The following is a 13,382-nucleotide window of genomic DNA, read 5'->3' as shown; positions in this document are numbered from 1 at the left end:
GTGCGGGGGGTTCCGGTTCCCGACTATTTGCCCCGGTGTTCGTCCAGGCAGTCGGCCGTGTAGGCGCGCTTGTTCTCGCTGTCCTCGAACGCCCCAACGGCACCCACGTAGGCCGCGGCCCACTTCACCCAGTCACGGTCGATCGGCGGTGCGGGTGGTCGCTGTGCAATCGCTCGTTCGCTGCACCCTGCAGGCGGCACGTATGGCTCGGTCGTGCGCCTCCCGAGCAATGCGCAGGATGTCAGCAGCAGCGGCAGGATCAGGGTCGGAAGAAGTCGCATGGATGGCCTCCACCGCCTTGGCGGTGCGCTCGCGGGTTTCGTGGGCTTCCAGGTCGACGGCGGCGGCGGTGTCGCGGCTGATCTGGACGCTGGTGCTGGTGGCTCGGGCCTGGGCTTGCAGTGCCTTGTTCTCGGCTGAGGTGCTGGCGTCCGTTCGCCCCTTCAGGTAGTAGCAGCCGCCGATCGATAGCAGCACCACCACCATTGCCATGGTGATTGCCTGTCGCGGGGTCATCACTGGGATCCTCTGCAGGTGGCCATTTCCCACTGCCGGCGGTCGATGATGCCGCCGCACTTCGAACGCCACTGCGGCAGCGAGCAGTCGCGCTTGGCGCCGTCGATGGTGACGAAGCGCCACTTCCAGATTTCATCGCAGGCGGCGGCGCGCTCGCCGGCGTTCAGGCGTTTGGCCGCGGTGCTCGAACAGAAACCGCTGGTGCCGACGTTGTAGGCGAAGTGGCCCCAGGCCTTCACCTCGTGAAATTCGAACTCTCCGCGGACGCAGCGGCCCATGTTGTGCAGCATGGCCTGCACATAGTCCTGCTCGAGCTTCCCGCACTCGGCGTGGGTGTACCGCCGGCCAGGCACAACGGCCGGCCCGGTGATGCCGGCGCACACGGTCCAGATGCCGCCCGAGTCCCGGTAGGGGACGTACTTCCGCCCCTCGTGCGCGGAGTTGTCCTGGCCGAGCGCGGCGACCAACGCAAGAATCAGCGCGGCCGGCGCAGCGGCAAACCCAAACTTGCGGCCCTTGCCGCTCGGCGCCTGGTCAGCCACGGCGAGCCACCTTGGCAATCGCCCGGCGAATGGTCGCCCAGCGGGCAACCCACCATGCACTCCAATCGCCCCAGTTCTTCACCACCACAGCGAACGTCTGCACCAGGGTGAAGATGATGGTGCAGGCCACGGCCACGTCGCTGAGCGTGTACCCGGGGTTGTACGTGCCGACCGTGACGCCGGCGGCCGGGGCAATCTTCGCCGCGGCCACGGCAAGGTCTTGGGTGATCTGCTCTTTCATCGAGGCTCCGAACGGGTGGACGTTCAGCGCTCGAACACGACCTCATGCTCCCCTGCGCTGTGGCGCCAATCGTCCCGCGCGGTGATGTTCGGATTCCCGACTATCTGCCCCACGCGCTCCGGCGTGTCCGTCAGCGCGCCCGCGCCGGCGTCGATGAAATCGTCCGGCTGCTCCTTCACCGCTGGGTTCCAGTCCTTCATCTGGTCCCAGACCGGCCCCTGCAGAACGCTCATGTGCGCCCAGAGTTGGCCGCGGGTGGTCAGCAACGGCTCGAACGCTTCGAGAATGCGGGTGTTCTTGTTGGCCACGGCTTGTTGCTCGGAGACCCCACACAGCAGGCGCCGCTGCTTCAGCGCGGCCTTCAGCACCGCCGGCGCGAAGGTTCCGATTCCGTTGGTCTCCACCACCACGCGCGGAAGGTTGAAACGCTCCACCAGGTCGCACAGCTGCCAGACCTGCCCGCCGATGATCCGCTTGCCACTGGCGTCGAACTCGGCCAGCTGCCCTACCAACTGCTCGGCGCGGTGCCAATATCGCCGGCCGAACAGGTCCTGCAGGATCACCGCCACGGCGGACACGTCCGAGCGCAGCTTGCCGCTGGCCGGGTCCCAGCGCACCGCGGCACTGGCGATCTGGACGCTGCCCAGGAACATGGCGGTAGCGCCGTTCGCGCGCCGGATCACTGGCTCCATTTCGTAGGGGGTCATGTTCACGGGGTCCAAGCGCACCTCCTCGATGGGCTTTGCCTCCAGCTGGTACTGCGAATCCCAGCCGTTGATGGTCCTGGTCCGCTTCCGGCGGTTCTCCACGTCTTCGCGCGTGAACCGCTCCGGCCAGGCGTTTCCACTGTAGAAGTCCATCAGCGCCGCCGGCGGCCGTTCGAACACCACTTCACCGGCTTCGACCCGATAGTCCCGACCTTCCACCAGCAGGCGCGCCTGCTTGCCGATGCCAAGGAATACGTACAGGCCATCCTCGGCCAATGGGATACGCAGCGGGTAGCGCGTGCGCTCGCCGGTGTCGGTGAACCGCTGCTGGTGGGCAAAGAGCGGAATCTTCAGCACCGCGGCGCCACCTTCCTCCAACTCGGTGTAGATCGAGTCGTGGGTGTGCGGCGTGCCGATGTAGGTGGACTGGGCGCCCGGCACGGCGATGTGCGCGGAGTCATCGATCTTCAGACGCAGGTTCTGCCGCGCCTCCACCGTCTTGATGTTCTTCGGCACCTCCACGTCATCGAAGTCGATGGCGTCAGCGCGGCTGCCGGTGGCGTTGGAGTTGACACCCACCGCCTGCATGGAGGGGTTGCGCGCGTCGGTGGCACCGTTCACCCAGAACTGCTGCGCGCCTGGCTTGCGCGGCAGCATGCCGGCGCAGAGCGGGTGATGCCGCAGAACGTTCAGCGTGTCACGGGTCAGCTTCGTGGCCAAAGGGTCGTCCGCCGCCCAGATCAACGAGCGCGACGCCCGGTTCCGGTAGAGGCCGTAGGCCTTCCATACGGCGTAGATGGTGGACTTGGCTGCGCCGCGAAACACCATCAGGAGCCGGTTGGGCGCTCGGCAGTTGTCCAGCCACACGCAGATGCGAACGTGCAGCACGGGCACCGCCCACCGTTGGCGCCGCGCCCAGATCAGGAAGAACGTGAGGAAGTCGACTTCACGTTCCACTGCGCACCCGGCCGGCCTTCTGCATCTTCGCCAACAGCTTCTTCGCCTCGGCCTCGGCCTCGCGGATCTCGGCTTCCATCGGGTTCTCGCCTTCTTCTTCCGGATCAGCGCCGCCGGTCGGCCCGTTGCGCTGGACCATGCCGATCAGCGAGCCGATGCGGATGGCTAGGCTTATCGTGGCCACCGCGTTCTTCTTGCACCAGTAGCGGTCGCCGCGGTCCTGCTGGGTCAGATCCTTGGCTTGGACGCCTGGCGCTGTCCAGGTGTCTGGGTCTGCCTCCCGTAGCACCTCGTCGGTAAGTTTTTCCTCCAGGTCCTGCAGCCGGCGGTATTGATCTTCACGCATGTCATTCTCCCGCTGCAGCTTCGATGTTCGGAGCCCGGTTGGGCAGCGCCTCTCCCGGCTCCCACCAGTAGGACTGCCCCCACTCCTTCTGCGCCCGTCGCCGCATTCTGCGCAGATATCCCGGGGAAAGCTGCTCCTGCAGGTCATGCATCAGCATGTGGTCGACAGCGCCGCGTAGATACCACAGATTCACGAACGGCATGTTGCCCTTGGCGAACCGCAGCACCTCTGCTCCAAAGTTCTTGCGGGCGTCGTCGGCCTTACCCTCATCCGCAAGAACCCACCCAGCGCCCTTGCGCGCAATGTTGAATGCATCCATCACGTTGCCGAACACCGGCCCCAACATGCTCGTCCAGTTGGCCTGCCCGCCCCTCGTGTCGCCGCCCATGCCGGTGTACAGGATGTCGCCAAAGATGCCCATGCCTCCGCCCTGAGCTGCTGCTGCGAGCCAGAATTTTGGAGTGGTCATGTCGCGCGGGTCTTTCCCGTTCACGAGATCCTTCATCTGCATGGACACTGCGCCGAACAACTGCAGGCTGGCCATCATGGCTACGCTGTAGGCGACCTTCCCTTGCGTGGTTGGAATCGTGCGCAGCCTGCGCAAGTGCTTGTCCACGATGGCCGCAGGGAAGGACTTGAAGAGCATCAGCGAGCGCAACATCTCGCCCCCGAAAGTGCCCGCTTTGGTGCCCTGCTGAATGGTTGCCCTAGTAGTTAGGTCCGGCGCCAGCACGGCCGTTCTGGCCTCACTGTCGATGTAGCCAAGCAGGCGCGCCGTGGCGCGGTTCAATTCTGCCGAGGACAGGCCAGGGATCGCGCGCAGGCCATTTTTGGTGAGCATGCCATCCTGTGAAGGCGCCTTCTGCCAGATGCGCCAATCGGCCTCGGTGACGCCGGCCGACTCCATCCGCCGGCGGCTCATCTCATCGAGCGCCCCCCAGGCGGTTTCGCGGTGCCTGTCCAGCGCCCGGGAAAGCGTGAGGGCAAAGCCCCGACGCAGGCCATTCGTCCATGCTTCCACCAGGGTGAGCTTCATCGTGGTGTTGGCCAGCTTGCTGGTCCAGCCCTGCGCGAGATTGCTCTGGTGCCAGCGCGCCATCTCGCCGGCTATCTCGTCCATGCCCAGGGCCAGATCCTCTGCAGAGGCCTTTGCATGCTTGCCGAACCCACGGACCAGCGACTTCATCGCCTCCCCCATCGGGATGCCCGAGGACCTGGCCACCAGCACCTGCAGTGGCGCGTCCGTGATCGAGGACAGCATCACCCCCTGCAGCTTCACTGCCGTCGTGAAGTTTCGAACCCCTTGAAATGCCTGAGCCATTCCGGGGCTCACGGGTTGGGCCGTCACGCCCGTCAGGGTGTCCCAAGTCATATCCAGAGTGGCCAACTCGTGCCAGGCCGCACGGGCACCAGTGGTGTTGTCCAGCTTCTCGGCGGTGTCCTTCAGGAGCCGATAGGTGCTGTTCGGGTTGGCGCCGAACTCTTCCATGAGGCCGATGTTCTTGGCCATCCCGCCGACGTGGCCGCTGATCGACTCCAGCAGCGAGCCTCGGCCGAACTGGTCGATGTAGTCCATGTGGCTGTCGGCGTCCTTGAAGTGAAGGACGCGGTGCGCGTCATCGAACCTGCTTGCACGCGAGCCCTGCCCGGCCGTGCCCGGTTCCCGCTTGTTGCGTCCTTCCGTGCTGATCGTGTCATAGGCTCCGTCCAGCAGCCGCAACACCTCGGCGTCGCCCATGGCACTGCCATCCTCTGTGACATACCGGTCACGCTTCAGGCGCGGAAACACGAAGTCCATCCAAGCGGCCTTGCCGGCCCGGGCCACTCGGCCCACGTCATGCGCCTGCGGCAGATACCCATAATCCAGCTGTCCGATGTCGGTGCCAGCGGCATTGGAGCGCAGGCGCATATCCTCTAGGGCTGCCACGTAGGTCTGCGCGGCCTTGGCCATGATCGGGTTGCTGGTGTCCGCATCCACAACCGCGCGCGCAAAGGCGCGGACGTTCGTGGGGTCATCCATCAGCCCGAAGAAGCGCGGCTCAACCGCATGAATGGCGTCTGCCAGCTCGCTCATGTACTCGTTGCGCACGCCACTGACGTAATCGTCCGACTGCCGCATGCGCTCGAACAGTGCGGCGTGATGGGGATTCTTGTTGCCCTGGGCGGCCAGTTGCTTTGCCCTGGCCTTCATCCTTTCGGTTTCCCGAACCTGGGCAACCAGCCGCGAGGCCTTACGTTCTGCCGCCTTCTTGGCGTCGGCCAGGGCCTCGAACTTCGCCGCATCCGCTGCCCGCCGCAGTCGCTGATCCAGCGACAGGCCGCGCCATTCGGGATCCGTCCTGGCCAGCTGCCGCATGTGCCGGCGGATATCGGCGTCGATCTTGGCCACCTGCCGCTCGCTCGGCACCCGGCCGATGGCAGCTGCAACTTCCTCAATGCATGCTGGCTGCATCATCCCTTCCTCAAAAAGCAGCTGACCGCTGCGTCATAGGCCTTGGCATCCGTTGATGCCTCATTCAGTTCTGCCTCAATGGCCGCCAGTTCATCGGCGGCACTGCGAAACACCGGCGCACCGTCCGCGTCGGCGCCGGTGGTCACCCGGGCGTCGGGCACGTCGGCAGCGATCTGGCGGGCGGAGTCGATCGGGCTGGCATCCGCGGAATTGCCGCCTTCAGCCCCCGGCCTGCTTGAAGCGGCGGGGCGTGGTACGCTTCCGCCCGAAGCATCCCGGCCGACCTGCAGAAATTCGGCTGCTGCGTGAGCCGGCTCCGGCCGGTGATGAGGATGAGGGTTCTGCCGCCCCTCCGGCCGGGTTGCTTCAATCTCCTGCGCTTTCGCCCGCGCCTTGGTCACCGCGCTCTCGCGCACCGTCATCGACGTGACCACATCCACACCCTTCCCGTTCGCCGCGATCTCCACCACGGACACGCCGTCCTTGCCGCGCGTGGAGCCGCTGGGGGCATCACCCAACACCAGCCATGCCCGCTTCGGGTTGGTCGGGTTGGGCAACACTTCGTCGGCGCGTAGCGTGCCGTCCTGCAGCCGCTCGATCATCGGCCTGGCTATGTCCGGCCGGCTATCGTGGATGTGTTTCAGGGCGCGCGCGGACACCCGCACATCCCGCAGGCCGTCGTGGAAGTCCGGCAGGTACTGCGCCAGGCCGGCGGCGGTGTAGTCATCCATGCGGCCCACACGGAACAGCACGTCCGGCATGGGCGCCTTGTCGCCCTTGCCCAGCGGCGCCACCACGCGGTCGTAGAACGCCAGGGTCTGGTCGAAGTCGTAGGCGGTGCCGGGCGCATAGGTCGGCTGGCCGGCGGTGTCGACCTCCGCGGTGCGGCCGGTGCGCTCGGCGAACACCTCGAACGGTTCCGGCTCGGGTAGCGGCTTCGGCGGCCGGGCCTGCTCGGCCACCTCCACGCCGACGCGGCGCGCCCGATCGTCCCAGTTAGCGATGGCCTCGCCCTTCGTCTTGCCCTTCAGGTACGGATTGGCCGCCAGCTGCTCGGCGGTGATCAGCCGCTCCATCGGCGCGTCGTCGGCTGCGCGGGCAAATCGGCGCGCGGATGCCGGCCCGAAGTGGTGCGCGGCGTACAGGGTGTGATGGTTCACCGGCAGCCCTGCCTGCTCCAGCATCGCGGTGTTCTGCGCATCCAGCGCCGCGACCATCTCCGCCGACTTCGCCGGGTCGCCGCGGGCGGCCAGCAGCTCCGCGTCGGACATGCCCTGCGCCCAGGCCGGCTTCTCGCTGGCGACGATCCGGCGCCACGTGCCGGCCGTGAACTGGTCGATTCCGAAGGCCGAGGATGCCGGATTGGCTGCATCCGCCCTGCCACCCGACTCCAGCGCGTGGCGGTAGGCCGCGTAGTTCGGCGCCACCGCCGGCGGCCTCGACTCCACCGGCAGCAGGAAGTCGGCCGGGCTGATGGTGTCGACCACGTTCACCGACTCGCCGCGTGCCATCTGGTCGAAGGCCTGCTCCAGCGCCTGCTGGCCGCGCACCGCCGCGGCATCGTTCACCGGCGCCGCCGGCATGGCCTTGCGCTGGAAGCTCTCCGCGTTCCGGCCGGTCAGCACCGCGTCGCGCTGCGGAAGCGGTGCCTTCGGGGCGGAGACGTGAGCCAGGCCGCCGAACACCAGGCCGGTGAGCAGGTCGATGCTGCGCGCCTCCACGTCCGCCGGATTGAACGCCTCGGCCTGCTTGTCGTTGCCAGCCGCCTTCAGCGCCGCGTACTGAGCGCCAGAGGACGCGGCGCCAAGGGCAAGGTTCGCGCCAGCGCCGGTGGCCAGCCGCTGCGCCAGCGTGGTGCCGAACGCCGCCGGCAGCTTGAATCCGGCCAGCGTGGACACCGCGCCGATGGTGCCCACTGCCGCCGCGGTGCTGGGCGCCACGCCCTCCTTCACCAGCGCCGCCGGGCGCTCCAGGCCCTCGGTTGCCGCCAGCAGCGATGGGTTACCGCCGCCGGCCGCCAGCGGCAGCACGATTTCGGCCAGCCCACCCAACACCCGGCCGGCCGTGCCGGTCTCGGTGGCGCTGGGCGCCCAGTAGTCCACGGCCGCCTGGCCAGTGTCCTCCACCACGCTCTGGAAGTAGCGGTCCTGCATCGCCGTCGTGGCGCCGCGCCGCGGGCTGGCGATGCCCTGCTTCTCCAGAAAGTCGGCCACGTCATCCGTGGCGAAGGAGGACAGGTAGCTGTCCGTGGCAATGGGCGCCGCAGCGCCGGCCACCGAAAGCGCGGTGCCTGCCCGCGCACCACCCCGAAGCACCCCTCGGCCGACAGCCGCGCCGAGGCCTTCGAAGAATCCCGGCTTCACCGCCGAGAGGTCCAGCGGGTTCGTTACCGCCTGCTCGTCCAGCGCCTTGCGCCCCTGCTGATCCAGATCGAAGACGCTCATGGGCCGCTCCCGGTGATGGTGATGATCAGCGGCTTGCCTTCTTTGTCGCTCAGGAACTCGCGCCCGCGCGTGACATAGAAGTTGCGCTCGCTGATCTGGCGCAGGCCGTAAGCGCCGAAGTTGTCGGTGACAGAATCGGGTAGCTGGGCAGAGCGCGCAGCCTGCAGGAACGCCGCCTCGGCCTCGTCTTCGAAGGTGTCGGCACTCATCCCCCAGGGTGCCAGTACCTCGCCGTTTCCGTTCACGTCCGCCACCTCGCCCAGGGATGCCGTTATCGCCTGCTGTAGGCGCTTGGGGTCAACCTCCCCGGAATGGTCGCCCTCGGCCGCAGACTGCCCCGTGTAGTAGGCGCGAACTGCCTGCATTGCTACATCGGCGGCACCAGCCCGACCAGCGAACAGGGCGCCCGTAGCACTGGTGAACGCCTCACGGAAATCTCGCTCCGGGGGCAGCGGGAACTTGTTGTCGCCCTTGCCTTGGAGAAGCCGGTTTCCCTCCAACATGGTGGCCGCCACGTCCCGCGCTCCAGCTGTGAGATTGGCCGAGAAGGTGTGCTTCTGCAGCGTCACGGATGCCCGCTCCTTCGTGGCCAGCATGCCTGCATAGGCAGTAACCGGCTGCTCAGGCGCCAGCTGCTGCATCACCGCATTGAACACCGTGTCGTCCTGCACGGCAGTGCGAAGCTGCCCCAACATCTCGGCCTGCTGCTTGGACGTGGACTGCTTCATGGTGTCGCCCAGCACCTTCACCTCCTGTGGCAGCAGCACAGCCATCTGCACGCTCTGACCGTACCGCTTGCGCATAGCGTCGATGGTCGCGGCGCGCTCCTGCAGCTGCGCGCCAAGCTCCCAGGCATCCGCGGGACTGGCCAGCGTCTCCAGCTTCAACGGCTCGACCTCTCCGCCCTCGCGGCTTGCATTGAACAGCAGCGGCGTTTCCTGCATCTGCTTCTGCGCCGCCTCGATGGCGGTACGGGTCCGGTCCAGGTTCTGCTTGCGGGTGACTGTTCCGCCCTTGGCCATCAGCTCGGCGTCAGCTGCCTGCAGGTAGGCGGCCTGCTTGTCGGCAGGCATGCGCAGCACCTCCTGTACCTCCCGCTCGGACTGCACGCGCTCGTTGAACTGCGCCTTCAACTCCGGCGAGGCATCGGTGAACACGCCCGCCCAACTGGTCCACATTTCCGGCGTTCCCGGGACGCCACTGGCGATCTGGCGGTCGATCTGATCCAGAACCCGCTGGCCCTTGGCGTCGGCGCGATCCGCTGCGCGCTCTGCTCGGTCGGCCAAAGTCTGCTGTCGGGTCATGACCTGCGAGAGCAGCGCGTTACGCTTCTCCGGGTCCAGCTTGTCGGCGTAGTAGCCATCGGCGGCGGACAGATCCAGCTCCAGCTGCTTCAACTGCCCGGCGTCCTCCCGCCCGAAGATTGCGCGCTGGGTGGCCTGCGTCGTCCACGCCGCGTCGGAGAAGTCCTGCAGGCGCTTGCTGACCACGGCCTGATCCAGCCCTGCCTGCTGCGCGAGCGGCGCGAACGCTCGGGCTCGATCAATCACTGCGGAAATGTCGGCGCCGGGCATGCCGGAGATCTTGCCCAGCTTGTCCAGGGCAGCGTCGAACTGCCCTTTGAAGTCTGCACGGCGAGCGGTGCGCACCACTCGCTCCATCGACTGCGCCCCGCCGGCCTGCGTCCGCTCGATCCCGCGGGTATATGCCAGCTGCAGGGGCTCGGCCAGCCCTTCAATCACGGGCACTTCGATCTTGCCGACGGCGTCTCGGTAACGCCCCATGGCCTCCCCATAGGGGACGGCGCCGGTGGCTACGTCGTCCTCCATCGTGCGCGTGGCGTTGTCCACCTGCAGCTCATAGTCCAACTGGGCGTTGGCCGCCTTCGCGCGCGCCAAGCCCTCGGCTTCCTCGTCCTGCTGGTGCTGGTAGCGGCTGGCGAGCTGCATGCCGGTATTGGCCAGGTCGCCGACCGCTCGGGACACGGCATCCAGTCCCTGTCCGCTCACTCGCGTATGCGCCACAGGGGCCGTAGTGGCTCCCTGCCCGAAGTTGCCCATCGGAATCTTCGCCATCAGCGACCTCCCGCCTTCTTCCAGCCCTTGCCGGAGTTGGTACCAGCGACCAGCAGCGTGTTTGCGGCGCTGAGATAGCCGGCGGTCTGTGCTCGGCTGCCGGCCATCCGCGAGCCCTGTGCCTCGGCGTTGAGCCGGGCTGCGCGGTCACGGCCACCGGCCAGCGTCAGGAAAGCATCCTCGCTGGATGCCCGGCCGATCTCTTGGTCGATCTTCAGCGCGGTGCCGCTGGCCACATCGACGCCCGACGCCGCCAACGCGGCGATGGCCTCCGACTTCTGTTGCTTTCCGGCCTTGCGGATGCGCTCGGCCTCCACGCGGGCCGCGCCCTGCTCGGCGCGCGCGTCGGCCTCTGACTGCGCGGCCAGGTAGTTGTTGTAGTTCTTCTGGGTCTGCCCCTGGTGGACGGCCGCGCCAGCCCCCAGTAGCGCGCCGCCCAGCATGACGATCTCGACGCCAGTGCACATGATCAACCTCCCTTGAATTCGAACACGGTGCCCACCGGCACGAAGCCGAGGCTGCAGTACATGCGCGTGGTGGCCTCCAGATGGACGCCGGTGGTGATGCCCGCGTCGATCAGCACCGCGCCACGGTCGCCGGCCCAGTTCACGAACCTGCGCAGCAGCAGCGCCGCCAGCGCGCCGCCGCGGTGCGCCGGCTCCACGAACAGGCCGAAGTCGCTGGCCACGCGCGCGTCCGTGAAGTAGTGCGGCGCGCACCAGCCGGCGAACACGCCCACCGCCTGCTCCGCCTTCTCGGCCACCAGCAGGCAGCCATCGGCGCCGTCGATCAGGCTGGCGAACAGGCCGGCCATCTTCTCCGCGCTGTACGGCAGGCCGCAGTAGCGGGATTCGGCGTGCATCTGCTCGCCCAGGATCAGCAGCCGTGGGATGTCGGCGTGCGTTGCTTCTCGGATCATTGGTTCACCGTCATGGTCGTGATGACTGCCTGTAGGTGGAACGGGTATGGGTGCGGCTGGACGATCTCCACATTGAAGTCGCCCAGCCTCCAGCCCAGTTGCTCGATGCGCTCGTCGCCGGTCAGTAGTGGCGGCGGCCTGTCCAGCACGCCCAGCCCGGTCTGGCGCGCGAAGATGGTCTGGCCATTGACCTTGGCGCCCGCTGATTCGAGGAAGCGAAGGGTGATCTCCGAGATCCGCACGTTGCTTGACTGGATGCTGCCGGTAGCCCCTATGGCCTCTGGCCGCAGCATCTTCACGCGCGGAGTGAAGTCCAGGCCGATCTCGATGGCGCGCGCCGGCCGCTCGATGGTGATCTGCCCACCGCTCACTACCTGGTCGGTCAGCTCCACGCCGTCAGCCTTCACCTTCACCGTCAGGCCTTCCAGGTGGTCCAGACCCAGCCATACCGTGTCGCCAGCGTCGCTGGTGGCGGTCACCGCGCAGTCGGTCAGGAGATCGGCGTCGAACCTCTCGATGTAGCGGCGCGGCTGTCCGCCCACCTGCCGTTCCACGATGGCCCACACCTGGTCGGCGTCATCGCCTGGGAGCGTGGCCGCTGCCAGGAACCTGCCGGCTGTGATCTGCCGCGACCAGCCGACAACCTCCTGATCCCGGTCGACCGTGCAGGTCGCCAGCTGGCCATCGGTGCGCACGCAGTGCAGGAGGGAATCCGGTTCGGCTGCGTAGGCAGTGCCGCGGATGCCGGCGGCAGTCATGTGGTCGGCCAGCACCGTCAGCTCCGGGGCGCCGTACTGGTCGGAATCGATGCGGTCGGCCGACAGGGCGCGGATCTTTCGGCCGGCGCGCTGCACGAACAGCAGCTCATTGCCCACGCGCTCGGGCGAGATCACGCTGGAGCCGAAGGCCGACTGGCTGCGGATCTGCACGTTGGTCGGGGTGATCGGCTTGTCCAAGCTCCCCTGCAGGGTGAACTCGCCGCCATTGGTCAGCGCCAGGAGGATGCGCAGCTGCGACAGGTGCAGGATTTGGTTCTGCTGGTCGCTGGCCAAGATGAACGAAACCGCGTCATCGTCGTTGGTGCCCAGCTCGAAGTCGAGATACTCACCGATGCGCGAGCCCCACACGGTCTGCGGGAAGCCGGGAGAACCGCCCAGCCACAGCCGCTGCTCAAAGAACGTGCCGGTTCGCGGGTAGCCGTTGGCCCCACCCCACACCTGCGCCTGCAGCAGCCACGCCAGCGGCGGAACAGCGACCGGAGCGGCCATCTCGCGGTGGATGACGCCGGTGGCGCTCGTCGCACTGGTCACGCCGGTGATGCGCACCAACCCGCTGCTCATGTCGATCCAGCTGCCCACATCACTGGCACGGAACCCGGCTTTGTCCAGCGTGAGGGTAATCGCCTGCCCCACGGGCTTCTCGGCGCTTGGGGTGATGGTGGCCATGGGGCTGCCGGAGATCAGCCATTCCCCCGCGGCATAGCTGGTCGTAGCGAACGGTGCCAGCACGTCGACTGTGGCGGTGGTGCCGGCGACAGCCGTGATGCGCCCCAATCCACCCACCGCTTCGATGTCGCGGCCCACGTCGGCGGCCAGGAACACCGAACTGGCGGCGGTGATGGTGCGCCCGGTGCCCACAGAGGAGTCGCTGATGGCGATGTCTGCAGTCGGCCGGACTCCGATCTCGGCGAATGGCTGGGCTACCCACGGCACGTCGTCCAGCACCCACGAAGCATCGCCGAACCGGCGCAGGCGCCGTGTCGGGTACGCCTCGTGGAACAGGAACATGGTGTCACCGCGCTGCACGAACTCGATGGTGGACAGGTCCGCTTCGGCGTAGTCGGTCTGGACTTCGTAGGGGACGAACACGCCCGGTGAGGTTTCCTGCTGCACCTGCGCACCGTTGTCTAAGTAAACGCGCAGGTAGGCGTCGCCCAGTTCCAGCATGTAGCGCTGCTGGCGATTGAATACGTAGGGGATCAGCTCCGCGTCCTTGTCGTGGTGCTTGGCCTGCGCGGTGAAGCGCAGGCCATAGCGGGAGCGAACACCGCCCTGCACCAGGATGATTACGTTCTCCAGCGCCTCGGCGCCGTTGTGGTAGCGGTCGATGTCGCCGCGACCGTAGAGCTTCGGCGTCAGCTCGCCGGCGGTGAAGTTCGTTTGAATGGGGGTGATCTTCATCGG

At 67.2% G+C, this 13,382-nt stretch carries 11 protein-coding genes; all 11 read right to left on the bottom strand.

The annotated features are described in order from the left end of the window. Nucleotides 1-132: 132 nt before the first annotated feature. Genes ATCM_RS03055 through ATCM_RS03005 form a run of 11 tightly spaced genes read right to left on the bottom strand, consistent with a single transcriptional unit; the run spans nucleotide 133 to nucleotide 13,379 of the window. A complete protein-coding gene (locus ATCM_RS03055; RefSeq protein WP_132862785.1) occupies nucleotides 133-516 on the bottom strand; it encodes a hypothetical protein in 384 nt (127 codons plus the stop codon). Beyond that, a complete protein-coding gene (locus ATCM_RS03050; protein WP_132862784.1) occupies nucleotides 516-1,058 on the bottom strand; it encodes a lysozyme in 543 nt (180 codons plus the stop codon). The genes ATCM_RS03055 and ATCM_RS03050 overlap by 1 nt, the downstream gene beginning before the upstream one ends. Further along, nucleotides 1,051-1,299, bottom strand: coding sequence for a hypothetical protein (locus tag ATCM_RS03045; RefSeq protein ID WP_132862783.1), 249 nt, complete (start codon nucleotides 1,297-1,299; stop codon nucleotides 1,051-1,053). Before ATCM_RS03045 ends, ATCM_RS03050 begins: the two co-directional genes overlap by 8 nt. A gap of 23 nt (nucleotides 1,300-1,322) precedes the next feature. Next, nucleotides 1,323-2,963, bottom strand: coding sequence for a phage terminase large subunit (gene terL, locus ATCM_RS03040; RefSeq protein WP_132862782.1), 1,641 nt, complete (start codon nucleotides 2,961-2,963; stop codon nucleotides 1,323-1,325). Beyond that, nucleotides 2,953-3,309 (bottom strand): hypothetical protein, encoded by a 357-nt coding sequence (locus tag ATCM_RS03035; RefSeq protein WP_132862781.1) that lies wholly within the window; start codon nucleotides 3,307-3,309, stop codon nucleotides 2,953-2,955. Before ATCM_RS03035 ends, terL begins: the two co-directional genes overlap by 11 nt. Nucleotide 3,310: 1 nt before the next feature. After that, complete coding sequence (locus ATCM_RS03030) at nucleotides 3,311-5,761, bottom strand: hypothetical protein (RefSeq protein ID WP_132862780.1); 2,451 nt, start codon at nucleotides 5,759-5,761, stop codon at nucleotides 3,311-3,313. After that, complete coding sequence (locus tag ATCM_RS03025; RefSeq protein ID WP_132862779.1) at nucleotides 5,761-8,205, bottom strand: hypothetical protein; 2,445 nt, start codon at nucleotides 8,203-8,205, stop codon at nucleotides 5,761-5,763. The genes ATCM_RS03030 and ATCM_RS03025 overlap by 1 nt, the downstream gene beginning before the upstream one ends. Further along, nucleotides 8,202-10,280 (bottom strand): hypothetical protein, encoded by a 2,079-nt coding sequence (locus tag ATCM_RS03020; protein WP_132862778.1) that lies wholly within the window; start codon nucleotides 10,278-10,280, stop codon nucleotides 8,202-8,204. The genes ATCM_RS03025 and ATCM_RS03020 overlap by 4 nt, the downstream gene beginning before the upstream one ends. Then, nucleotides 10,280-10,747, bottom strand: a complete 468-nt coding sequence (locus ATCM_RS03015) for a hypothetical protein (RefSeq protein ID WP_132862777.1) — start codon at nucleotides 10,745-10,747, stop codon at nucleotides 10,280-10,282. The genes ATCM_RS03020 and ATCM_RS03015 overlap by 1 nt, the downstream gene beginning before the upstream one ends. A gap of 2 nt (nucleotides 10,748-10,749) precedes the next feature. Next, entirely contained in the window at nucleotides 10,750-11,199 is a 450-nt protein-coding gene (locus ATCM_RS03010; protein WP_132862776.1) for a GNAT family N-acetyltransferase, read from the bottom strand. Then, nucleotides 11,196-13,379: a hypothetical protein gene (locus ATCM_RS03005; RefSeq protein WP_132862775.1), complete on the bottom strand. Its 2,184-nt coding sequence runs from the start codon at nucleotides 13,377-13,379 to the stop codon at nucleotides 11,196-11,198. Before ATCM_RS03005 ends, ATCM_RS03010 begins: the two co-directional genes overlap by 4 nt. Between the last annotated feature and the right edge of the window lie 3 nt (nucleotides 13,380-13,382).

This window comes from Stenotrophomonas sp. ATCM1_4, assembly GCF_004348115.1.
GTDB classification, from domain to species: Bacteria; Pseudomonadota; Gammaproteobacteria; order Xanthomonadales; family Xanthomonadaceae; genus Stenotrophomonas; species Stenotrophomonas capsici.
Note: the sequence above shows the minus strand (reverse complement) of the source record. Positions and strands in the feature narration are given on the sequence as shown.